The 23,738-nt window shown below is 48.8% G+C and carries 15 protein-coding genes; 7 read left to right on the plus strand and 8 right to left on the minus strand.

Annotated features, from left to right (window positions below):
- Positions 1–10: 10 nt before the first annotated feature.
- On the minus strand, positions 11–1,465 hold the full coding sequence (locus tag EHV08_RS06920) for a DUF4876 domain-containing protein (RefSeq protein ID WP_158676065.1): 1,455 nt from the start codon (positions 1,463–1,465) through the stop codon (positions 11–13).
- Positions 1,466–1,482: 17 nt separating this feature from the next.
- Positions 1,483–4,194, minus strand: a complete 2,712-nt coding sequence (locus tag EHV08_RS06925; protein ID WP_126678673.1) for a TonB-dependent receptor — start codon at positions 4,192–4,194, stop codon at positions 1,483–1,485.
- Positions 4,195–4,431: 237 nt separating this feature from the next.
- Between EHV08_RS06925 and EHV08_RS06930 the strand changes: the two genes are divergently transcribed.
- The 4 genes from EHV08_RS06930 (at position 4,432) to EHV08_RS06945 (ending at position 9,928) form a co-directional block, all read left to right on the plus strand.
- The gene (locus tag EHV08_RS06930; protein ID WP_126678674.1) at positions 4,432–4,983 is read left to right on the plus strand and encodes a DUF3332 domain-containing protein; all 552 of its coding nucleotides are present in this window, start codon (positions 4,432–4,434) and stop codon (positions 4,981–4,983) included.
- A 361-nt stretch (positions 4,984–5,344) separates the two neighbouring features.
- Positions 5,345–7,321: an LTA synthase family protein gene (locus EHV08_RS06935; RefSeq protein ID WP_126678675.1), complete on the plus strand. Its 1,977-nt coding sequence runs from the start codon at positions 5,345–5,347 to the stop codon at positions 7,319–7,321.
- Positions 7,322–7,385: 64 nt separating this feature from the next.
- Entirely contained in the window at positions 7,386–9,176 is a 1,791-nt protein-coding gene (locus tag EHV08_RS06940) for an ArnT family glycosyltransferase (protein ID WP_126678676.1), read from the plus strand.
- A 236-nt stretch (positions 9,177–9,412) separates the two neighbouring features.
- Positions 9,413–9,928, plus strand: coding sequence for a Dps family protein (locus tag EHV08_RS06945; RefSeq protein ID WP_126678677.1), 516 nt, complete (start codon positions 9,413–9,415; stop codon positions 9,926–9,928).
- 109 nt (positions 9,929–10,037) lie between these two features.
- On the opposite strand, the gene upp is transcribed toward EHV08_RS06945, so the two are convergent.
- On the minus strand, positions 10,038–10,697 hold the full coding sequence (gene upp, locus EHV08_RS06950) for a uracil phosphoribosyltransferase (RefSeq protein ID WP_126678678.1): 660 nt from the start codon (positions 10,695–10,697) through the stop codon (positions 10,038–10,040).
- A gap of 357 nt (positions 10,698–11,054) precedes the next feature.
- On the opposite strand from upp, the gene pckA reads away from it, so the two are divergent.
- The 3 genes from pckA to EHV08_RS06965 all read left to right on the plus strand — a co-directional run bounded on the left by pckA (position 11,055) and on the right by EHV08_RS06965 (position 15,744).
- Positions 11,055–12,668, plus strand: coding sequence for a phosphoenolpyruvate carboxykinase (ATP) (gene pckA, locus EHV08_RS06955; protein ID WP_126678679.1), 1,614 nt, complete (start codon positions 11,055–11,057; stop codon positions 12,666–12,668).
- A 218-nt stretch (positions 12,669–12,886) separates the two neighbouring features.
- Positions 12,887–14,737, plus strand: coding sequence for a 2-oxoacid:acceptor oxidoreductase subunit alpha (locus EHV08_RS06960; RefSeq protein WP_126678680.1), 1,851 nt, complete (start codon positions 12,887–12,889; stop codon positions 14,735–14,737).
- A gap of 5 nt (positions 14,738–14,742) precedes the next feature.
- Positions 14,743–15,744, plus strand: coding sequence for a 2-oxoacid:ferredoxin oxidoreductase subunit beta (locus tag EHV08_RS06965; protein ID WP_390892069.1), 1,002 nt, complete (start codon positions 14,743–14,745; stop codon positions 15,742–15,744).
- 349 nt (positions 15,745–16,093) lie between these two features.
- Here the strand turns inward: EHV08_RS06965 and EHV08_RS11865 are convergent, their stop codons facing one another.
- The 5 genes from EHV08_RS11865 to cbiD all read right to left on the minus strand — a co-directional run bounded on the left by EHV08_RS11865 (position 16,094) and on the right by cbiD (position 23,672).
- A complete protein-coding gene (locus EHV08_RS11865; RefSeq protein WP_126678682.1) occupies positions 16,094–18,199 on the minus strand; it encodes an HRDC domain-containing protein in 2,106 nt (701 codons plus the stop codon).
- A gap of 394 nt (positions 18,200–18,593) precedes the next feature.
- Positions 18,594–19,289 carry an outer membrane beta-barrel protein gene (locus tag EHV08_RS06975; RefSeq protein ID WP_126678683.1) on the minus strand — a complete coding sequence of 232 codons (696 nt, stop codon included), beginning with the start codon at positions 19,287–19,289 and terminating at the stop codon, positions 18,594–18,596.
- 221 nt (positions 19,290–19,510) lie between these two features.
- On the minus strand, positions 19,511–20,500 hold the full coding sequence (locus tag EHV08_RS06980; RefSeq protein ID WP_394366048.1) for an iron chelate uptake ABC transporter family permease subunit: 990 nt from the start codon (positions 20,498–20,500) through the stop codon (positions 19,511–19,513).
- Positions 20,501–20,529: 29 nt separating this feature from the next.
- Positions 20,530–21,666, minus strand: coding sequence for an ABC transporter substrate-binding protein (locus EHV08_RS06985; protein WP_158676066.1), 1,137 nt, complete (start codon positions 21,664–21,666; stop codon positions 20,530–20,532).
- On the minus strand, positions 21,663–23,672 hold the full coding sequence (gene cbiD / locus EHV08_RS06990; RefSeq protein WP_126678686.1) for a cobalt-precorrin-5B (C(1))-methyltransferase CbiD: 2,010 nt from the start codon (positions 23,670–23,672) through the stop codon (positions 21,663–21,665). Before cbiD ends, EHV08_RS06985 begins: the two co-directional genes overlap by 4 nt.
- Between the last annotated feature and the right edge of the window lie 66 nt (positions 23,673–23,738).

Here is a 23,738-nt window from a genome sequence, read left to right on the forward strand (position 1 = left end):
CTTTCCCGCATCACTTCACCAGCACCTTGCGGCCATTGATGATGTAAAGACCCGGCTTGCTGACACCGTTCACACGTACACCGTCGATGCGATATACTCTCATTGCCTTTGTGTCATTGTTTCTTACGTTGTCGATACCGGTGGTACCATTAAGCATTGATGCAATGGCATCAGATATGAAGTCCTCTGAAGAGTTATTGGTATCAATCCATTTGCCCTGCTCGTTCTTCTTACGAATCACCGAAAGACCATATCTTGACTTGTCGTGGTCAACGCTACCGCAGTGTGCCCAGCCTGAGTCAAGTGTCGGAGCAAATACGTTCCATTCCCATTCGGAAGCAACGCTGAGTCCCACTGCGTCTGTAATCCATGAGTTGGGAAGTTTATATCCGTCACCGCTCATAGGGTATGAGTTGCCGTTAAAACTGAAAATATATGTGTATGTATATTTGTAACCGCTTACATACTCATTCATGTTTACCTCCGGTTTTGCCAGAACATACGACTTGAAGCCACGGTTGTGCATGCTCCAGTATGACTTACTGTAATCATACCAGTTCACCATGTTTGTAACATTTGGGTTATCAGAGTCCTGGAAATTAGGATTGTCAGACTCATCGTAGAACTCGAAATTTGCATTTGAGAGGTCGAACGACTTAGGATTCACCTCCTTATGGTTTATGGCATTCACAGCAATCAGCACCTCCTCGCCCGGTGCGATGGGGTAATCCTGTCCGTTGCCGGGGAAAATATAGATTGCATCTATTGTCGTCGTGTCTGCCATTATGTTTGGAGTGTAGTCCTGTTTGTCCACCGACAAGAACGCTGTCTCGGCAAAAGCGTAGCCGTCAAGATATAGGGTCTCGTTGCTGTTGTTACCGATTTTCACGTATTGGTCATCGCTATATTGCTTTCCTTCGGGTGTTGTAGTACCGGTGAAGAATATCTCGCTGATGACGAGAGTCTGTGAACCTACGGGCACATCAAACTCTGCCGTCTCTATGATATCCTTGAAGCGGTGATAGAAATCTTCGTTAAGGAAGCCCTGTTTCATCAGTTCGGGAACGTAGAGAGTAACGTTTGCAAACTCGAATGAGTTCTCCGACAGTTCTGCCGGCTCTGCCATGTAGGCCGTAGTAAGATTTCCACACTCCTTGAAAGCCTCCTCGTTGATGAATGTAACCGATGAAGGAATACGCACGTTGGTCACTGTCTTAGAACCGTAGAACGCTTTCTTGCCGATTGTGGTAACGTTGTAAGTGGTTCCGTTGTTAGTCACCTTGGCAGGCAGTGTTACGTTTCCTGTATAAGAGTTGTATTGATCGGTGGCGTAAGTCACCTCAACGTTGTTACCGCCGATGATGTTGTAGAACACATTACCGGCCTGGAAGTCGAATGCCATTGCATCGTTTGCTGCAAAGGCTGTGATTGCACAGAGTGCAAATCGGGTAAATGTTTTGATCATAAAATTAATTGTTAGAATTATAAATTGAAGTTTATTTCAAGTCCGAAATACGGCGTTACATACCTGCGAGTGGTATAGTTGTTGCGCGTATAGTCAGGATGAAGGTCGAATATCTTGTTCACGAAGAGTGCCACCATCAAGTGGTCGGCAAGCAATCGTTTCGTTGCCTTGAGATTAAGGTTCATGTAGAAGGGCACCGTCTGTCGCTTCTCGATACCACTATTATATGTACGCACGAGGAACTGACGCTCTATATCGGTGGCATCGGCTTCTGTAAAGGGGTGCAACGAACCATCGGCGGTCATATAACTCACCGGTCTGGCTTCCTTGTGCATGTGCTCTCGAGCGGTGTACCACATACACTGCGCCGATACCGAGAATCCCAATGCCAGTCGTGGCACGTCGGTATCGAATGTGAAGTTTGTGTTCCACATCTCACGTATATATCCGTCGTCGTCATTGTAGAAACCCACCAACTCAATATTGCGTCCTCCCACCGTGCGCGACACATGTTCCTGCACCACCATCGAGTTGCGGTATTGCGACTTCAGCCACGCTCCTGTCACGGTAAGTCGGGTGGCCAGCAGCGGCCAGCGCGGCGACGAGTAGGTGTATTCCACGCCTCGTTTCTGCGTCCTACTGCCGTTACCGGTCTGCCCGGTGCTGCGCAATGAGTGTCTCACCTCGTAGGGAAGAGTGTGCGGATCGGGTGCGGTGGTAATGGAGTTGTGGTCTATGCCTGACGTGTCATACCATTTGTAGGCATACGAATGATAGTCGGTCATCGGACGGAATCCCGACTTCATATCCTCCTCGAAGTATGTCACGATAAGCCGATGGCCTCGCCATGAAGCATCGATGCTCATCTCCCATTTGTTGTTACGAGCCGCATGAAGATGATAATTGGTAGGGTCTTTTATATATGTTTGCAGCCATACTGAGCGCAGTTCGCGCTTCTCGTGCCAATAGTTCATCTCCACCATGTCTATGAATAAGGTTTCGGGGTATAGTTGGTTGATAGTAGGCATCTTTGTATGCTTGCCCCAACCGCCCCGCAGTTGCAGGTTCAGCGGTGTCCCTCCCAATGATATTGGGGGCAGACTCCAGCCTGCGTTGATTCTCGGATCTGCATAAACCTTGCCGCAAAGGTCGTAACGGCTGCTGAGGTTCATCATAGACGAATTGCGCAGACCGGCCACCAACTGCAGTTGGTGACGACCCATGGGGATGGTAATGTCTGCCTCGGCAAAGCCCGACAACTGCATCTCGGCAGGCACGTCACTGTATTTACGTTGCCTTGTTGACAATCCCACGTATAGCGGGAACATCGGGTCGAACAACTGTCCCTTGCCAAGGTTCTTGTCGTATTGCCAGTCAACACCCGCTTTCAGGCGGTTGCTCATCCACGATGAAGGCAATGAGAAGTCGGCTTGAGCCTTCACGAAGATGCCTATCGGCCGTCCATCGACCTTATGTCGTCCCGTATATTTGTACGGATAGATAATTACTGCTTTGCTTTCGCCCTCTTCGCGGGTGACTGCGGCAGGCTGACCGTGGTCTATCTGCACCAGACGCTGCCTGTCAAGTATGTTCTTCTCGAAATTCACCGATGCCAATAGTTCTGCCGAACGCCACCAGTCGTCCTCGCTGCGGCTGTCCTGTCGCAGACTGAAATTTGCCGCCCAGCGGTTTCGGTCGCTCTTATACGAGTCCACACCGCCATAGTTGAGTTCCGGGTCTATGTCGTCATCGTCGAACGAACCGGAGTAATCGAGGTTAAGAGCCGCGCTCCATTGCCTGCGCCGAGACTGCCACTGGTGACCTCCGCGAACCGAGAACGACAGTCGTTGATATGTCTCCAACACATTGCGTGGGTCGCCATTGGCTTTCAGCCAGTCGGCACTCAGGTTCAGAGTCCACCGCTTTTCTCCCCATTCCAAGCCTTTCGACACGTGTAGCAGTTTGCTCTCCATGTCGGCCTTGAAACGCGCTTGCAGACCGTGCCCTCCTCTACGGCGTTTCACTTTCACAAGTCCGCTGGTCAGGTCGCCATACTCCACACCCGGAATACCTCGCACCACTTCCACCTGTTCCACGTCATCGGTAGATATGGAGCGCATATCCACTCCCGAATTGGTAAAGTCACGGCTGGTAGTTTTACTGTCCCACGCTCCGTTGGCATGCTGCATATCGGCGTTTGTTGACATCGGTGCACCATCTATCACGAAACTTGTTCCCAGCGATGATGTGTTGTATTTCCCTGCCGGTCGTCCTGTTTCTCGTAGTTTTATTATGTTGGGCGAGGTCAGGTTCGGGTCGCTCGCCATTCCTCCCGGCAGCAGTTCCATAAGGTCACTCATGCTCGATGGTTGCAGATGCTTCATGGCCTGCTTTCCTATTACCGACGACGAGGTGAGTCCACGTCGCTCTGTTGCCGTCACCACAACCTCTTTCAGCATTGTGGTCGATGGCGTGAGGCGATATGTGGCATTGTTTCTAAGTCTTTCTTTCAGTTCGTTGTAGCCCAAGAAAGATATTATGATATTGGTCGTTGCACTGTCGGTGTGCAGCGTGAAGAAGCCTTCGGCATCGGCCACAACAGCATTCCGCGAACTGCCTGCCACTCTTATCCACGCCCCCGGCAGCGGTTCTCCCGTCAGTCTGTCGGTCACCCGCGCCCTTGCCGTGACTTGAGCACTCGCCGGCATGGCCATTAGCAGGAGTGCCATATATATTAATAAGGAGTGAAAATTTAGCAAAACGAAGCCGGTTTTATCTGTTTTGTTTCTTATTATCATAATGTGGCGGCAAAGGTATCGGTTTCTCCCGATTTCGGCAATACCCAAAAATTGGTATTTTTTAAACTGTGGAACGAAATGACAGAACGTTAAAAAACATATTTTTACTTGCATATTGCAATGGAATTACTTACTTTTGCAACATATTCATATTAAAAATCACAGACTATGTTCAAGAAAAGTATTAAATTATTCGTGTGTCTTTGCGTAGCGGCAATCACGCTCAACTCATGTATCGGGTCGTTCGGCTTGTTCAATAAGATGCTCTCATGGAATATGACAGCCACAGACAACAAGTTCCTTAACGAACTTATATTCATCATCATATCACCTGCATACGCCATCTGCGGCACTGCCGACCTGCTCGTTCTCAACACAATAGAGTTCTGGTCGGGCGAGAATCCACTCGCATCAAACGCTGGCAAAACAGAGAACGTGATGGGAAGCGACGGCAAGATGTATGCCGTTACAACTCTGAAAGACGGGTATGAAATCAAGGATGCCGACGGTAAGCAGATGAACTTCACCTTCGACGAGAAAGAGCAGACATGGTCGGTCGAAGCAGAGGGCACGAAACAGGTGCTGCTCAAGATGAAAGACAAAGACACGGCAGAGATAATGCTCCCCAACGGCGAGACAAAAGACGTGTCGCTCAACGAACAAGGAATGTTCGAGGCACGCATGGCATTGGGCGAAGGCTATTATTTCGCAACACGATAAACCACTGCATACACGCAGTTATGTCATATAACGATAACCAAAACAGGCGAAATTGCTCACCAATTTCGCCTGTTTTGCTTTACAAATTCGCCCAAATTGCAACGCAATTTCGCCCAAATTGAATTACACACCCATATATTTCTCTGACACATAGTAAACAATACACACCTCTTTTTGTATTCAAAACTCATGCTCCCCCTCCTTTTCTTCCCATAAAAGTTTATGTCCTTATGTCCTCAAAATTGTGTCAAAAAGAAAAATTACTTGAAAAACGAGATGCAAATTCCTTTGCATATACAGATATTTTATTACCTTTGTGGAATGAATGTAGTCCTTGATGTAGGACTTAATATAGTACTTAATGAAACGTTTTAGAAAGGCTATAAAATTCTTGTTAAAGATACATGTGTTGGGATTGGCTGTGTTAAGTCTGTTCCGTATGATAGAGTTCGTGACACTGAAAGACATGCTGACACCTGCGGTGAAAGGCGAGACATGGTTGCAGATGGGAGCGTTCGTGCGCGGCTTGTGGTTCGACAATGTGATAGCCTGTTATATCATGGTGGTGCCAATGCTTGTTGTGATGCTTGCGGCATGTTTCAACAGTCATCACAGAGGGTGGCGGCGGTTTGCCGTATGGTGGTTTTCGATACTCTATCCCTTGGCATTCGCCGTTTCGGCAGCCAATATACCATACTTCGCTTTCTTTTTCAAGAACATCAATTCGAGCATCTTCGAGTGGTTCGGATATACCGGTACCACGGCGGGAATGATGTTTCAGGAGAGCAGTTGGTGGCTTTATATCATCATTTTCATCGTCGTCACGGCAATATTCATACGCCTGCTGTGGTATGCAGAGAAGCGGGCATTCATTGATATTCAGGTGGCCAAGGGCAGCACACGCCGTCCGTTGGGCATCGCTTTGCGGTTGATAGTGACATCAATGTTGCTCGGTCTGTGTTTCTTCGGCATCAGAGGGCGCACAGGATATAACCCGATAAAGATAAGCGCGGCATACTATTGCAACGACTCATTCCTCAACCAACTCGGAATAAACCCTGCTTTCAACCTGCTGACGAGTACTCTCGATGATATGCGAAAGGAGAACCGCTCGCTCAATCTCATGCCCACCGCCGAGGCCGTGAGCATTGCACGCCGCAGTCTTGGCATAGTAGGCGACAACGTGGACAGCCTCTACGTGCTGAGAAGAGAGATAAAGGGAGCGGAGAACGAGGACGGAGAAGATGGAAAACATTCGCGCCCAAACGTGGTGATAATACTGATGGAGTCGATGTCGGCAAACTTCATGAAGAGTTTCGGGGCACGCGAGGAACTCACACCGGTACTTGATGAGATGTATCGCAATTCGCTATCGTTCAGCAATTTTTACAGCACCGGAATACACACGAATATGGGCATGACGGGAACGCTGTATTCATGCCCGGCAATAATGAAGCGCAACCTGATGAAAGGAACGGTGACACCGCGACGCAACGGACTCCCTACGGTACTGAAGGAGAACGGTTATCACAACATGTTCTTCATGACACACGAGTCGCAATACGACAACATGAAGGCTTTCTTCGCGCAGAATGGTTACGATGACATCTACGCACAGGAGGACTATCCGGCCAATAAGGTGGTAAATGCGTTCGGTGTGAGCGATGGTTTCCTGTTCGATTTCGCCCTCGAAAAGATAAATCTTCAGGCGAAGACAGGCAGACCGTTCATGGCAACGGTGCTTACGATAAGCAATCATCCGCCATACGTGATACCCGAAGGGTTCAAGTGTAAGAGCAAGGAGCCGGAAATGCAGATAGTGGAATATGCCGACCGTTGCATCGGCGACTTCATTAAAGCGGCACGCCGACAGGCATGGTATGACAACACGATATTCGTTGTCCTCGCCGACCACGGAAAACTTGTGGGCAAGGCAGATGCCGAACTGCCACAGAGTTACAACCATATACCGCTGATGATATTCGGTAAAGGCATACAGCCGCAGGTGTATGAGGGGTTGGGATGCCAGATAGACGTGATGCCGACATTGCTCGGAATGATGGGAATAGGATATACGTTCGACGGGTTCGGTCAGGACTTGTTGCGGCAACCGCGCGAGATGGTGTTCTACAGTGCCGACAATCAGATTGTGGCGCGCAGTAAAGAACAGGTTTTTATCTATTCTCCCGAACTTCAGAAGAGTTTCGTATATGGTGTGATGCCGGGTCGGCAACTTGCCGAAATGAAGCCGGTGGAAAGCACCCAACTGCTGAAGCGTTATGTTTTCGCGATGATAGAAACGGCGGAGTTTAACGAACGACAGAGCCGAAACCGATGATTTAGGGTTGAAAGGAGAATCGGATTGAAATAAGAAGATAATAAAGAACGATACAATAAAATATATGAAGAGCAGGAAAACGATACTTGCAATGGTGGTGGCGATATGTGCCGCAATGCTCATTACGTTTCTTCCGTTGACGGAATATAACTCGAAAGGAGAGCCGCGCGAGGCAATAGTGGCAGTGACGATGCTGAACACCGGCAACTGGATATTGCCTGTGAACAACGGAGGCGACATCGCTTACAAACCACCACTTTTCCATTGGGCGGTGGCCTTGTGCTCGCTGCCACAGGGATATGTCAGCGAGGCAACATCGCGAATGCCCTCCGCACTGTCGCTGATAGTGATGATCGGTGTGATGTTTCTATTCTACTCCAAGCGCAGGGACACCTCTACGGCATTCCTCGCCGCCATGCTCACGCTGACATCTTTTGAGGTTTATCGCTCCGGTGTGAACTGTCGGGTGGACATGTTGCTCACTATGTTCATCGTGCTTGCTATGCTGTTTTTCTATCGTTGGATAGAACGAGGGTGTCGTGGCATACCCTTGTTGGCGGTGCTCTTTATGAGTGGTGCCACGCTGACGAAAGGTCCTGTTGGGATAATACTGCCCTGTGTGGTTGCGGGAGTGTTCGTTATGCTTCGCGAAAAGAAAATCGTTCCGCTGCTTTACATCTTTTTATCATCGCTTCTCGCCCTTGTACTGCCTCTGTGCTGGTATTTCGCGGCCTACCGGCAGGGTGGTGATGAGTTCCTTGCTCTTGTTTATGAGGAGAACGTATTGCGAATGTTGGGCAAGATGCCGTATGAAAGTCATGTGCATAACGCGTTCTATAATTTCCAGACATTGATAGTGGGGTGGCTGCCTTGGTCGCTGTTGCCACTCATTTCACTCTTTTTCCTTCGGAGAAGGCACTTCGGTGCGTTGCGAAAGTTCTGCAACAAACCGCGCGGTTGGCTGAACAGAGTGCGCGGTATGGAGCCGTTGGAACTCTACACTTGGCTTGCGTTCATTATCGTTGTTGCATTCTATTGCGTTCCTAAAAGCAAGCGCAGCGTCTATCTGCTGCCGGCCTATCCGTTCATGGCGTGGCTGTTGGCAGAATGGATGATGCGGATTAAGTACTGGAAACCTGTTGTAATGAAAATATTTTCCGGTATTCTTGGTGTCGCAGCATTGCTTTTGGGCGTTACTTGCGTGGTGTTGCAGTTCCACCCTGTGGCTCTTGACTCTTTTCATGGGAAGCATGCGTGGCAGAATCAACAGATTTTTGCGGCACTTCAGGACATCGGTTTCACTCCGATAAGCATCGCTCTGATGCTCTTTACCATTGCTGCCGGTGTATTTACGTTGGCAAAACTAATGCGTCGTGAAACCCAACCGCAACGGAATACTCTTTCTTCGTCTCACTCAGAAAGAATAATCAATTCTTCACTCGACTCCGACAGGAATCTCTTTCATATCGAAGCGGAGCAAGGACACCCAACGCTAATACCGCTCATCGCCTTATACTTCTGTCTATACGGCTTGATTCTTCCGGCAATACAGAACGTGAAGAGCGATCGCCCGCTTGCAGAAAAGATCAGCCGTACACTGCCCACAGACAGACTTTATTCTTTTGTTGCAGAGCCGATGCTGCACTTCTTTTGCACAAATTTCTATCTCGGAGACCGAATCAAACAGTTTGAGAAGTCACGACCCGATGCCGGATATCTGATGATTGCCGATGGCGACCGCACCGATTTCTTTGCACGACATAAGGAATATGAGTTCAAGGAGGTTAGCCGAACGGAGCATCCTGCGACTGAACTTAAACAGATAATTTATTTTTATGAGTTTAATGCCAAGTGATTTAACGAGGGCAGGACAGACATGAAGATATAAAAGACAGGATAGGAACAGACCTATAATTATTGATTTTGAGGAAATATGTTTTGCGGAAGAAAAGTACTGATTTTCAAAAGTTTAACCTAAAATATAGAAGAAACCTATCCGAGGATAGTTTTTTTCTGTTGTTTATTGTTGTATTAACTGCTACCTTTGCATCAGAAATAAAAAAAGTATAACAATTAAATAATAGAAAAGTTATGAGAACATTAGATTTTTTAGGGTTAGATGAGAAAAAAGTTCAGAACGTAGTGAATGGTCTTTCGGGACTGCTTGCCGACCTTCAGGTTTATTATACCAATCTTCGCGGTTTCCACTGGAATGTGAGCGGTCGTAATTTCTATATCATGCACCAGAAGTATGAAGAGTTTTATAATGACGCGGCAGAGAAAATCGACGAGGTGGCTGAGCGTATGCTGCAACTTGGCGGAGTGCCTGAGAGCCGCTTCAGCGAGTATCTCAAGGTTTCGGATATTAAGGAAGTTGCCGGTATCGGATGCGGTGGTGAGGCACGCGACATGCTGCTCGGTTGGCTGAAATCTCTGATTGAGAAGGAGCGTAAGGTGCTTGCACTGGCAACAGAAGCCGGAGATGATGTTACGGTATCACTGATGAGCGACTACCTGAAAGGACAGGAAAAAGCAGTATGGATGCTCGTTGCATACAGCAAACGACACGGACAAGACAGCGGAAGTTGCGGTTGCGGCAACAAATAATTATACAAAAACAGAAATCCCCCGCAAGTTTGACGATGAACTTTCGGGGGATTATTTTTGTTTTCAATGATTTTTTCAACTCAAATCGGTTACATACGGCACCATTATATCAGATTTTCTCGCCGTAACAAAGGTCTCCGGCATCGCCGAATCCGGGCACGATGTATTTGTGCTCGTCCATTCCGGGGTCAACAGAAGCGGCCCATACGGTGGTGTTCTCCGGCGGAAGCGATTGCTTCAAGACTTCAAGTCCTTCGGGAGTGGCAATGACACATGCCACATGAACCTGCTTTGGCTTGCCGTTCTTGATAAGAGCCTCGTAGGCAGCAGCCATAGAACCGCCCGTGGCAAGCATCGGATCGACAATGATAAGGGTCTTACCCTCTAAAGAAGGGCATGCCATGTATTCGGTATGTACGCCCACCTCGGTGTGCTCACGGTTGGTGTACATGCGGAACGCCGACACGAAACCGTTCTCGGCATGGTCGAAAACATGCAGAAATCCCTCATGGAACGGAAGTCCGGCACGCAGCACCGTAGCAATAACTATTTTGTCTTCAGGCACTTCCACCGTGGCTGTTCCCAGCGGAGTTTCCACCTGAATGGGGGCGTAGGTAAGCAGTCTGGAGATGTTGAAAGCCATTATTTCGCCTATTCTTTGGATGTTTCTTCGGAACAAAGTGCGGTTTTTCTGATAGTCCTTGTCACGAATTTCTGCAAGATATTGCCCGAGAATACTCTGCTGCTCACTAAGATTTATTATTTCCATTGTATATATGTTATTATACTTATATTATTAATTAATATCCACACACGTTCTTAGAAGACACGTACAACAAGACAAAGCCATTCCACTTGTCGTTAATGTCTTCATAATCTTATGGTTAAGTAATCAGTGCGCAAATATACGAATAATTACGTTTTTTTTGCCAACTCCGTGTTGCAAAAATGTTTTGCACGAGCGTTTTTTACACATTTTAACCAAAAATTGTAAGCCAAGAACTTTTTTATTGTGCCAAAAACTGCTCGTTAAGAAAAAATAAAGTACCTTTGTGCCCGAAAGATTAAAGTATATTTAAAACTTGGTTTTAAGGAAACAACGAACATTTAAATTTTTATTTTATTTATGGCAAAGTTAGATTTGACACAGTATGGCATAACCGGAAGTACGGTAATTGCCCACAATCCGTCTTTTGAAACACTCTTCAATGAAGAGATGAAACCCGAACTCACAGGCTATGACAAGGGACAAGTAACCGAATTAGACGCTGTAAACGTTATGACTGGAATCTATACCGGCCGCTCTCCTAAGGACAAGTACATCGTTGACGATGCACAGAGCCACGACAAGGTATGGTGGACAACGGAAGAATACAAGAATGACAACCACCCCATGAGCGAAGAAGTATGGGGCAAGGTAAAGGACATCGCTATCAAGGAACTTTGTAACAAGAATCTCTACGTGGTTGATGCATTCTGTGGCGCTAACGAGGCGACACGTCTTTCAGTGCGCTTCATTGTGGAAGTGGCATGGCAGGCACACTTCGTAACAAACATGTTCATCCGCCCTACCGCAGAAGAACTGGAGAATTTCAAGCCTAATTTCGTTATCTACAACGCTTCAAAGGCAAAGGTGGAAAACTATAAGGAACTCGGACTGAACTCTGAAACCTGCGTTGCTTTCAACACCACAAACCGCGAACAGGTAATCATAAACACATGGTATGGTGGCGAGATGAAGAAAGGTATGTTCTCAATGCAGAACTACTACCTGCCATTGCAGGGCATCGCATCAATGCACTGTTCGGCAAATACCGACAAGAATGGTGAGAACACCGCTATCTTCTTCGGTCTGTCAGGAACAGGAAAGACCACACTCTCTACCGACCCGAAGCGTCTTCTTATCGGTGACGATGAGCACGGATGGGACGATGAGGGCGTGTTCAACCTCGAAGGTGGTTGCTATGCAAAGGTTATCAACCTCGACAAAGAGAGCGAACCTGACATCTACAACGCCATCAAGCGTAACGCACTGCTTGAGAACGTTACCGTTGCAGAAGACGGCAAGATAGACTTCGCAGACAAGAGCGTAACAGAGAATACCCGCGTTTCTTACCCGATAGAGCATATTACAAACATCGTGAAGAAGGTGAACGGCAAGAGCGCAGGCCCTGCTGCAAAGCAAGTTATCTTCCTTAGCGCAGACGCTTTCGGCGTGCTTCCTCCGGTTTCTATCCTCGATCCGGAACAGACGAAGTACTACTTCCTCTCAGGCTTCACAGCAAAACTTGCCGGGACAGAGCGCGGAATCACCGAGCCTACTCCTACTTTCTCTGCTTGCTTCGGTCAGGCTTTCCTCGAATTGCACCCAACAAAGTATGCAGAGGAACTGGTAAAGAGGATGCAGAAGAGCGGTGCCAAGGCTTACTTGGTGAACACAGGCTGGAATGGAACAGGCAAACGTATATCCATCAAGGACACACGTGGCATCATTGATGCTATCCTCAACCACTCTATCGATGAGGCTCCGACCAAGAAAATACCTTATTTCAACTTCACAGTTCCTACACAACTCGAAGGTGTTGACCCTGCAATTCTTGACCCACGCGACACTTACACTGACGCATCACAGTGGGATGAGAAGGCAAAAGACCTCGCCGGACGTTTCATAAAGAACTTCAAGAAGTACGAAACAAACGAATCCGGAAAGGCTCTTGTAGCAGCCGGTCCGAAACTCTAAATAAGGAATAAATATAGAAACGAAAAGTCCTGCAGACCTTTGTCTGTGGGACTTTTTATTTTACATCCACACCACAAATTGCATATTATACATCACTATTTCCCAAGAAAATCAATAAAAGTAGAAAATTATGCGTTTTTATTTTGTTATTTGAATTGTTTTTCAGACCTTTGCAAGCACTATATTCTTTAAATCTAAGTAAACGTCAAACAATTAAAATGGCTGAACAAGGCAAATTAGAAGTCAAGGAACTCGAACAGGTAGTGGTTCGATTTTCCGGAGACTCCGGCGATGGCATGCAACTCGCCGGTAACATTTTCTCTACAGTTTCTGCTACAGTGGGCAACGGCATAAGCACGTTCCCGGACTACCCTGCAGACATTCGCGCCCCGCAAGGCTCACTCACCGGTGTTTCAGGATTCCAAGTCCACATCGGAGAGGGTAAGGTTTACACCCCCGGCGACAAGTGCGATGTGCTCGTGGCAATGAATGCAGCAGCACTGAAAACACAGTACAAGTATGCCAAACCACAGGCTACTATCATCATCGACACCGATTCTTTCGGCGCAAGCGACCTGAAAAAAGCCGCTTTCCAGACAGAGGACTATCTCGGCGAGATGGGCATAGACCCCGACCGCGTAATCCAATGCCCGCTGACAAAGATGGTGAAAGACTGTCTGAAGGACACCGGAATGGACAACAAGGCACAACTGAAGTGTCGCAACATGTTCGCTCTGGGCATAGTGTGCTGGCTGTTCAATCGTGACATCAGTCTCGTGAACAATTTCCTGCGCGAGAAATTCGCGAAGAAACCGGAAATAGCTGAGAACAACATCAAAGTGGTGCAGGCTGGTTATGACTATGGACACAACGTTCATGCAAGCGTACCGGCAACATACCGCATTGAGTCGAAGCACAAGGTTGCAGGCCGATACATGGACATCACCGGCAACAAGGCAACAGCCTACGGACTCATTGCCGCTGCCGAAAAGGCCGGCATGCGCCTGTTCCTCGGTTCTTACCCCATCACTCCCGCCACCGACATTCTGCACGAACTGTCGAAGCATAAGTCTCTCGGAGTGATAACGGTGCAGTGTGAGGACGAAATCTCAGGCTGCGCAACAGCGATTGGTGCTTCTTTCGCCGGTGCCCTTGCCGTGACATCGACATCAGGACCCGGTATATGTCTCAAGAGCGAAGCAATGAACCTCGCCGTAATCGACGAACTTCCGCTCGTCATCGTTGACGTTCAACGCGGCGGTCCATCAACAGGTTTGCCCACGAAGAGCGAACAGACCGACCTGCTACAGGCTCTCTACGGCCGAAACGGAGAAAGTCCTATGCCCGTCATCGCCGCACTTTCACCCACCGACTGTTTCGATGCGGCCTACGATGCATCGAGAATTGCCGTTGAGCACCTCACTCCGGTGATACTGCTTACCGATGCATTCATAGCAAACGGTTCGGCGGCATGGATGCTTCCCGACATCAACAAGTTGCCGGAAATTAAGCCTCACTATGCCCTGCCGGAGCAAAAAGGCAAATATACCCCATACGAACGCGACCCGAAAACAGGCGCACGCTATTGGGCAATACCGGGAACGGAGGGTTACACACACATCCTCGGAGGATTGGAGAAGGACGGTAAGACCGGTGCCATATCAACAGACCCGGAAAATCACAGCATGATGTGCCGCCTGCGTGCAGAGAAAGTGGCACGCATAGAAGTGCCCGATGTAGAGGTATTCGGCGACAAAGACGATGCCGAACTGCTCCTCGTGGGCTTCGGTTCTACTTTCGGACATCTCTATTCTGCTATGGAACAACTGCAGAAGATGGGCAGAAAGGTTGCTCTCGCACAGTTCCGATACATCAACCCGTTGCCAAAGAACACCGAAGAGGTGATGAGACGCTACCCGAAAGTATTGGTGGCAGAACAGAACCTCGGACAGTTCGCTTCTTATCTGCGCACAAAGATTGACGGCTTCGTACCTTATCAATATAATGAAGTGAAGGGACAGCCGTTCCAAGTGAATGAAATAGTAGATTACGTAACCCAAAAATTCTAATCAAAATGTACACAGCAAACGATTATAAAAAGGGACAACCCCGTTGGTGTCCGGGTTGCGGAGACCACTTTTTCCTTGCATCGCTTCATAAGGCAATGGCAGAAATAGGCGTTGCACCACACGAAACAGCAGTAATATCGGGAATCGGCTGCTCAAGCCGACTGCCTTATTACGTTAATACATACGCAATGCAGACCGTTCACGGACGTGCAGCGGCTATCTCAACAGGCGCAAAGGTTGTCAATCCGAACCTCACCGTATGGCAGGTTTCGGGTGATGGCGACGGACTTGCCATTGGCGGTAACCACTTCATCCACGCCATGAGACGTAACATCGACATCAATATCATACTCCTTAACAACCGCATCTACGGTCTTACAAAGGGTCAGTACAGTCCCACTTCGCCGCGCGGTTTCGTGTCGAAGTCATCACCTTACGGAACAGTTGAAGACCCGTTCCGCCCTGCCGAACTATGCTTCGGTGCACGCGGACACTTCTTTGCACGCTCGGTTGCCACCGATGCAAAGGGTACTCAGGAAATTCTGAAGGCTGCTAAGTTGCACAAAGGTGTTGCGGTATGTGAGATTCTGCAGAACTGTGTCATCTTCAACAACGGCGTATATGACTCGGTATATACCAACGAGGGGCGCAAGAAGAACTGTATCTACGTGCGTCACGGCGAGAAATTAGTGTTCGGAGAGAACAATGAGTTCGGCCTCGTACAGCAGGGATTCGGTCTGAAGGTTGTGGAAATCGGTAAAGATGGCTATACGCTCGACGATATTCTGGTGCATGACGCACACTGCGAGGACAACACCTTGCAACTGAAAATTGCCGAGATGTCCAACGAGAACGGCTTCCCCGTTGCCCTCGGAGTTATCCGTGACGTTGAAGCACCGACCTACAACGACTCTGTATATGCTCAGATAGAAGAGGTTTCGGCAAAGAAGAAGTATCACAATTTCAACGAATTGCTCGAAACTAACGATATTTGGGAGGTGAAATAAGCCTCACCTACATCGCGAAAGCATTATAAAAAAGATGCGAGGGGACAAGAGAATCGGATTCTCATGTCCCCTCTTTCTTTACCCCTCTTATGCTACCGGCCTCTCCATAGTACGGAAAACCATATACTAAATTATTGGTGTCCGGTAAAAGGAAACCGCATTTCTCCAAGCGAAGACAAAGTGCATCTTTGCTTATCGTAAAGGCGGAGGCGACGAATTAACGAAAAAACAAACCTCTCGGAGGTAGAGCAGGCACTGGGTAAATAAAAGAATTGCTATACCGGCATGACGGAGAATAACGCGCACCACCTCATAATAAACAAAAATCCTCCCTATCTCTCATTGTCTTCTAAACTCCTTTACTCACCACCTCCAATATCTCCTCACCATACATCTCTGCCGATTTCTTTCCAAAATAAGGAATCGCAATCAGTTCTTTGATAGTCTGCGGACTACTGTTCGCTATCCCGATGAGTGCTTTCTGTTTTATTATGGTGTAAGGCGGGAGAGAAAGTTCTACGCTTTTGCGCCACCGCCACTTGCGAAGCAACTCGAAGAGTTCCTGATTCTGCACATCCTCGTTATTCACTTCCGCTTTCTCCGACTCGCGTTTGCTGCCTCTGCTGCGCTTCAACGGTTTCTCCTTACTTCCGTCCAGCACTCCGAGCGTCACTTTCTGCTTCAGCCGCATGAACGTTACAGGGTCGAAACCGTTCATCGCGACCTCCTTCAGAATTGCCGTTTTTATTTCATATATAATACACATATCGGCCAAGGCATCTTCAAAACGCTTCTTCACCGGTTTACTGTCGCTATCGGCAACGGTGGCAGGCAGCAAATCGCCGAGCACATCTGTCACGGTATCGAGAAAGTAAGTGGCACTGCGTTTCACACGTTCCACAAACTGCGGGTCGCGGAGTTGCTCACCGTTCATACCCATAAACACCGCCATCCATTTGCGCGACACCTCCACAATCTTATCCCCGATGTCGGTGCGTGCCTGCCTATGCGCAGCCACAAGGCGCGGATAGGACGAAGAGAAATGCTCTTCGAGCACGCGCGACAGTTGATTGTCGCTGAGTTGCAGGTCGCTGAAGTCGAACAGTTGGCGCAGTTGCTCAATGTGGTATTGCTCCTTCAGCACCGGCAACATATCGATACTCTGCCGCGCCGCCTCTCCTTGTTGTGCAATGTAACTGCCCACTCTATGGTCGTTCATTATGCTTTCTTTCATCACCGGCTTCGCCAGAACCAGTCCGTCGAGCGACTTACACCGGCTCAGTGCCACATAAACCTGCCCTGCCGCGAACGAGAAAGCAGCATCTATTATGGCATGCTCGAAAGTGAGTCCCTGACTCTTGTGTATCGTTATGGCCCAAGCGAGGCGCAGCGGGAGTTGTCTGAACACGCCCTGCACTATGCTCTCTATCTCCTTTGTCTTCGCGTTCAGTTCATATTTCGCATTCTCCCACTCCGTATATTCCACCTCAATCTCACAGTCATCGCCCGGACACAACACGCTGACGTGCCTTTCGTCAATGCTCGTTATGCGCCCTATGCGTCCGTTGTAGAATTTCCCTGCGGGGTCGTTCTTCACGAACATCACCTGCGCACCCTCCTTCAGAGTCAGTTCCACATCCGTGGGATAGGCATATTCGGGGAATGTTCCCTCCACCTCGGCTTTGAAACGGTACGCCTCTGAATGAATACCTGCGAGTTCGCTCTCGTTATACGAGTCGGCGAGATGATTGTGTGTTGTCAGTCGGATATATCCCTCTTCAGGTCGTGGATGGAAGTTCGGGTTGCAGCGTTGGTTCAGCAGGGCGATGTCTTGTCCGGTAACCTGCCCCTCGCGGATATGATTCAGCAGACCGATGAACACAGGGTCTTGTTGCCGATATACGTGTTTCAGTTCCAGCGTGACATACGGTGTCTGCTGCAAAGCCTTCGAACCGAAGAAATAAGGCGTGTCATAGTAAGCCTGCAACAAGGGCATATCGGCCGCCGTCACTACCGGCGTGAGTTGTTGCAGGTCGCCAATCATCAACAGTTGCGCACCCCCAAACGGCCGGCGCGGGTCGCGAAATCTGCGCATCACGTCATCAATGGCATCAAGCAAGTCGCCCCTCACCATTGATATTTCGTCTATTACCAGCAGGTCGAGCGTGCGCAACAGTTTTTTCTTTTCTTTCGAGAAGTCGAAACGTTTCTTGTAGCGTGCCTCCGGAACGTATGGCGACAGCGGCAATTGGAAGAAAGAATGGATTGTCTGCCCACCGGCATTTATCGCTGCAACGCCGGTCGGTGCCACCACCACCATGCGCTTCGGCGAGCGACTTTTCACTTCGCGCAAGAACGTAGTCTTACCCGTCCCGGCCTTTCCCGTCAGGAAAATGCTCACACCGGTGTTCTCAACGAAGTCCCATGCCAGTTGCAGTTCTCTGTTCTCTTCCATTCTTTTTTCTTGCTTTCGTTCAAATGCCGCAACACAATCGCAGCACGCAAGACAAATACCGCAGTAGGTAGGCAGCATTGTCCGTGATGGCAAAGATAACTATTTATTTCCTTTCGGCAAAGCGAAAAACGTCGAAAAGAGTAATATTGAACCTAAAACGTAGCGGGCTACGATGAGTTGGAAAGACAGACAAGATGGCGACAAGAAAATAAAAGATGTCAGGAAGCAAAACTACAAATAAGGAATTACAGTCTTTGCGGGCTAATAACCGTTTTTGATTGAAATCCTTGTGTAAAGCAAAACAGCCCATTTTGCTGACCAAAATGGGCGAAATTGAAAAGCAAAATGGGCGAAATTGCCGACCAATTTCGCCCATTTTGCATTATCGTATATATCAGAAGTTTACACCGAAAGTAAGCATTACGGCACTGTTGTTGCACTCATCGAATGCGTCGTGACCGATATTTGAAAGGCCGAGGTCGTAGGTCAAATCGGTATAGAACATATCTATTCCTAAGCCTACACCCATTCTCAAACCGGCATCAAGACGTTCGAAAGCACCATCATAATCTCCGTCAAACGAACTATACGCCTTGCGGTTCTGATAGTTCTTTATCTTTCCCGCCACGCCACATGAGAAATAGCCTCCGAAGAACGGCTGTATGGAGAAGGTGTTATCAATGCTATAGATATATTTAATCACGAACGGCAATTCCAAATATCCCAAGTTATAGGTGAAATCGAGAGGTCCTTTCTGATTCTTTCCACCCTTCTCGATATAGTAGGCTCCCGTCTCGAAATATAGCGGAGCACGGTCGGTAAGTTCTACGCCGACAGCGAATCCCACGTTGAGTCCGGTCTTTGTCTTTCCTCCGTCAAGCAACGCATTATCAGAATTTACCGTTGTGAATGCCGGTCCTACGCGGAAGCCGTAGTAAACGTCATTGTTACCAAATCCACCACGTGTTCTGCTACCATAATCAAGGTGTCGCGTATTGCGGTTATAATACTTGCTTCGCTTGTAACTCTGTGCGTATGACGGCATCATAACAAATGCCGCCAATGCGATTGTTGCAATGATTTTCTTCATATCAAAAACGTTTTTAAGATTAGAACTATGCCGCAAAGATATTGTTTTTCCTGCAAACGGCAAAGGGATAACACCCATTTGTTGTAGGAAATTCCCTACTTTTGACAGAAACATACAAGTTTATAAGATAATTATACACTATTATGGTGTTTCTTTGGATGTTTTATGAATACAAAAAGCAACACCGGCAGAGATGTTGCTTTTCTGTATTATTGGGTGTCTCATCCCTTCCTTTTAAACAAAACCATTGCTACGATGGGTGCACCGACGAGTGCAGTGACCGAGTTGATTGGCAAAGCACCCTCGAAACCGGGCATGCGGGCAATGATGCAGCAGGCAAGAGCAAGAGCCGAACCGGTGAGCATGGTGGCCGGCATGAGCACTCGGTGGTCGCCGGTGCGCCATATCGAGCGGCAGAGATGCGGCACGGCAAGCCCGAGGAACATTACCGGACCGCAATAGGCGGTGACGATTGCCACGAGTACACCGCTGCAACCGATTACCATAAGACGCGCGCGCCGTATGTTAAGACCGAGGTTGCGGGCATAGTCTTCTCCCAAAAGCAACAGGTTCATGGTCTTGACAAGAAGCATGGACAGCGGTATCAGCACCGTCATAAGACCGACAAAGAGCCATACCTGACCGGCCGAGACGCGCGAGAAACTGCCCAGTCCCCACACCACGTATGCCCTGATGTCCTCCTCGGCGGCAAAATATTTCAGCACGCCGATTATCGCCGTTGCGACATAGCCTATCATTACGCCTATGATGAGCAGTGTGACATTGCCCTTTACTTTCTGCGCCACATAGACAATCAGCGACATCACGGAGAGCGAACCGACAATGGCACCGACCGACAAGGCCGCGTTTCCGGCGATGCCAAGGCTGCTCATGGCCACTCCGCCGATACTCCCGGAGGCGAGAACCATGAGTCCCACCCCAAGCGAAGCACCGTTGCTGATACCCAGTACAGACGGCCCTGCCAGCGGATTGTGGAACACCGTCTGCATCTGCAGACCGGCAATGGCAAGTCCTGCACCGGCAACCGTTGCGGTGAGAGCCTGCGGCAGGCGCGATTTCAGTATGATGTTCTGCCATATCACCGGCTCATCATCACCGCCGGCGAGAATGTTCCAAAGGTCGGCAACGGGTATATGAACCGTTCCGAGCATTAGGTTGACTAAGAACATCGCAACGATGACCAACGTCATCAGTAGGAAGAAATGAAGGTGCTTATTGTTCATTCTATCAGTTTATAATATTTCGAGGTATGATCTTTCAATACTCCGGGGTGAAAGGCTTGGATAAAATCCTTCAGAAGGATGTCCGGTTCCATTGCCGATAGTTCGTTAAGCGGCGTACTGTTCATGTCGCAGCACACCACCTTTTTATTCTTGCAGGCACTGAAGTCGGCATATCGAGGGTCATCGGCAATGAGCGATTGGTAGGAGAATTTCTCTTTTTCCTTGTTCTGTATTATCCAGAAATCGGCCTTTTCGGCCTTTGAGTACACCTCCTCAAAGTCGAGATTGACACCGCCGGCACGGTTGTCTTCAGTCATGAAATACTGCCCTGCGGCATCATTCACTATCGTTGCGATGAAACTCTTGCCACCCATTGCATACCAGTTGTCTCCGTGCATCTTTCCGTAAAGCACCTGCGGCAGCGTTTCATACTTGGGAAGCATCGCCATAGCATCGTTATAGTTGCGCTCCACCTCAGCGAAAATGGCGTTCGCCTCGGCTGTCTTACCTATGAGAAGACCTACGAACTTTATCCATTCGGCTTGTGCAAGAGGTGACACTTCTTCATATCCCATATATGGCATAAGCGGTGCTCCGGAATCTTGTAGTTTCTCAAATCCTCCGCGTTTCGAGAGAGATATGAGTATCACGTCAGGCTGTGAGGCCAGTATCAGTTCCTCGTCAAAGTTTCCTTCTTTGCCAATCTTCACTATACGTTTGTCTTCGATGCGCTGTTTCAGTTCCTTGTCGAAGAGTCTTTTTGCGCTCGCTATGCCGGTCACGAAGTCGAGGGCATTGAGTTTTATGAATCCTCCGAGTTGCTGTGTGGTCATGCAGATGACGCTCTTCACCGGTGTTTCTATCTTTGCGTAGCCATCCGGTATTCCTTCCGGCGATGTTCCGCGTGGTACGAGTGCGAATTTATAAACCGCCGCACTGTCTGTTCTCTGTGGGTCTTTTATTTCCAACAGTCGGAATCCTTGCTTCTCTTCCACACTGAATCCCTGTGCATATCTCACTGCCACTGTTGCCGTGTCGTTACCGTTTTCAGCATTTTCTTTACCGTTTCCTGTTGTCTGTCCGCATCCCACAAGTAATGTCGCGAGACAAACGAAGATAATGATTTTCTTCATTTCGTTACGTTTTCCGATATTAATATTATGTCTATATTGCCATCGGGCAGCAGCGGATCGCAGTGCTCGTGACAGTGTTTTATTATTATTTTTTCCAACCGTTGCATCTCTTCGGATGTCAGAATAGACCATAGTTGGCGTGCCATGTTCAAGCCTTCGATGTCTTTTTGCACCTCTGCTTCTGACAACATCTGCTTCAGGAAGGCTATGTTCATCGTTGTCTTATGGCTGTGGGTGTCGAGTTTTCCCTCTGCCAGTTTCACCGCCTTACCTATCATAACTCCCATTGCCAGCCTCTCAACACCCAGTTCGCGGGCTATGGTTATCGTCTCACCGATGAAATTGCCGTAGTGGATGAATGCTTGTTCGGGCAGTTCGGGGTAGAGTTGACGCATGTAACGCTCGCTCTTTGCACCGCTGTTTATTACGATTTGAGGGGGTTGGGCGGAGCGATGAGCGGTGAGAGTTGAGCGATTGGGGGAGGTGATGGAGAAGCCTACCGACATCTCTTTGCGTATGGAACTTATCCAAGCCTCTGATGAGAAAGGCTTAACGATGCCACTCGTGCCAATGATGCTTATGCCATCTACCACTCCGATGCGCGGATTGAATGTGCGCTTGCCTGTCTCACGACCGTCGGGAACGCTGATAGTGACCGTGGCTGACATGCCTTTCGGGAGCAATGGGAGCACATTGTGGCGTATCATTCGCTGCGGAACCTCGTTTATTGCGGCACTACCGATAGGCAGACCGAGACCCGGAAGAGTTACTCTGCCTACTCCCTCGCCTCCTGTTATGTTGAGCGATGAGGGATGAGGGATGAGCGATGAGCGTTCTTTCTTCGCTTCGCTTCGAAAGCGTCTCCTGTCGGAGCCGAGCGGAGGGATGAGCGATGAGCGTTGAGCGATGAGCGTTCTTTCTTCGCTTTGCTCCGAAAGCGTCTCCTGTCGGAGCCGAGCGGAGCGGGGAATGGGGAGCGATGAGGGGTGAGTGTGGGGCTGAGTTTCTTCAGTTTCTTCCTCTGTGGTATTATACAACTCTATCTTTGCCACGATGTCAAGGCCGTCGGTGATGTCGGGGTCGTCGCCTGCGGTCTTCGTAACGGTAGCGGAATTTTCACCGAGAGCGGTGATACGCACCTCAATATCTTCTCCGTCGGGGATACGTACGGTCACCGTTTCCTGTCTTGTGAGTGCCGCAACAGCGGCCGCAGTGGCACACGTCCCGGTGGTTATGCCGGTCTTCAGTTCGTAGAAGTCGGGCAATATTTCCTGAGTTTTAAGTCGCAGACCATGCGGACCGTTCACTTTCTTGAAATCCACTTGCGCGGTATCAATCACCGGTCGGCAGACAACGAAGACAGGAATGTCGGCCTTACGCGCCGCTTCCACTTTCTCATCAAAGCCTCCACTCTCGCCGCTCTCCTTTGTTATAATGGCATCGGGGTGCAGTGTTTCTATCGTTGCCGCTGTAGGTTCGTCGTCATAGAAGGTCAGATATTCCTTCGGGAAACCGCTGCGTAACGCCAATTCCACAGACGAGGCACGGTTCAATATGCGGAACCAAGTGAGATGTTGTTCCCAGAAAGGTTTTAGTTTTCCTATCGTCTGCACACCGGTAAGGGCGAGAAGTCGCTCAACACCATGCCGTTCCATCCTCTCCACGGCATCGTTATAGTCGTCACACCAAATCATATCGTCGCTTCGCGGAGGATATTGCCGTTCATATCTTATCACCGGCAACTGTTTTCGGCGTGCCGCTTCTATTATATTGCTATGCAGATTTTCGGCAAACGGATGAGCGGCATCAATGAGAAGGGCAATACCTTTCTCGTCACAGAAGCGTGTAATGTCATCGACATCCATTCCTCCTGTGGTGCGAATACCGTGCACGAGGTCTATTTCCTGCTCGCTTCCACGAGTGGAATAGTAGAAAGTCTTGCCCGCATCTTCCAACGCAATGGCCGCTTTCCGTCCCTCTGTTGTGCCACCGAAAACCAGAATCATACCTATTTTTTACTGTTTTATATTTCTCTCAAATGATAGTGTTACGCAAGTTTAGCAATCGAGGAG

This window comes from Prevotella koreensis, assembly GCF_003977605.1.
GTDB classification, from domain to species: domain Bacteria; phylum Bacteroidota; class Bacteroidia; order Bacteroidales; family Bacteroidaceae; genus Prevotella; species Prevotella koreensis.

Excerpts from the sequence above, each read along its gene's own strand:
- EHV08_RS06920 (WP_158676065.1), bottom strand. The coding sequence starts at position 1,465 with ATGATCAAAACATTTACCCGATTTGCACTCTGTGCAATCACAGCCTTT.
- EHV08_RS06925 (WP_126678673.1), bottom strand. The coding sequence starts at position 4,194 with ATGGCACTCCTGCTAATGGCCATGCCGGCGAGTGCTCAAGTCACGGCA.
- EHV08_RS06930 (WP_126678674.1), top strand. The coding sequence starts at position 4,432 with ATGTTCAAGAAAAGTATTAAATTATTCGTGTGTCTTTGCGTAGCGGCA.
- EHV08_RS06935 (WP_126678675.1), top strand. The coding sequence starts at position 5,345 with ATGAAACGTTTTAGAAAGGCTATAAAATTCTTGTTAAAGATACATGTG.
- EHV08_RS06940 (WP_126678676.1), top strand. The coding sequence starts at position 7,386 with ATGAAGAGCAGGAAAACGATACTTGCAATGGTGGTGGCGATATGTGCC.
- EHV08_RS06945 (WP_126678677.1), top strand. The coding sequence starts at position 9,413 with ATGAGAACATTAGATTTTTTAGGGTTAGATGAGAAAAAAGTTCAGAAC.
- upp (WP_126678678.1), bottom strand. The coding sequence starts at position 10,697 with ATGGAAATAATAAATCTTAGTGAGCAGCAGAGTATTCTCGGGCAATAT.
- pckA (WP_126678679.1), top strand. The coding sequence starts at position 11,055 with ATGGCAAAGTTAGATTTGACACAGTATGGCATAACCGGAAGTACGGTA.
- EHV08_RS06960 (WP_126678680.1), top strand. The coding sequence starts at position 12,887 with ATGGCTGAACAAGGCAAATTAGAAGTCAAGGAACTCGAACAGGTAGTG.
- EHV08_RS06965 (WP_390892069.1), top strand. The coding sequence starts at position 14,743 with ATGTACACAGCAAACGATTATAAAAAGGGACAACCCCGTTGGTGTCCG.
- EHV08_RS11865 (WP_126678682.1), bottom strand. The coding sequence starts at position 18,199 with ATGGAAGAGAACAGAGAACTGCAACTGGCATGGGACTTCGTTGAGAAC.
- EHV08_RS06975 (WP_126678683.1), bottom strand. The coding sequence starts at position 19,289 with ATGAAGAAAATCATTGCAACAATCGCATTGGCGGCATTTGTTATGATG.
- EHV08_RS06980 (WP_394366048.1), bottom strand. The coding sequence starts at position 20,500 with ATGACGTTGGTCATCGTTGCGATGTTCTTAGTCAACCTAATGCTCGGA.
- EHV08_RS06985 (WP_158676066.1), bottom strand. The coding sequence starts at position 21,666 with ATGAAGAAAATCATTATCTTCGTTTGTCTCGCGACATTACTTGTGGGA.
- cbiD (WP_126678686.1), bottom strand. The coding sequence starts at position 23,672 with ATGATTCTGGTTTTCGGTGGCACAACAGAGGGACGGAAAGCGGCCATT.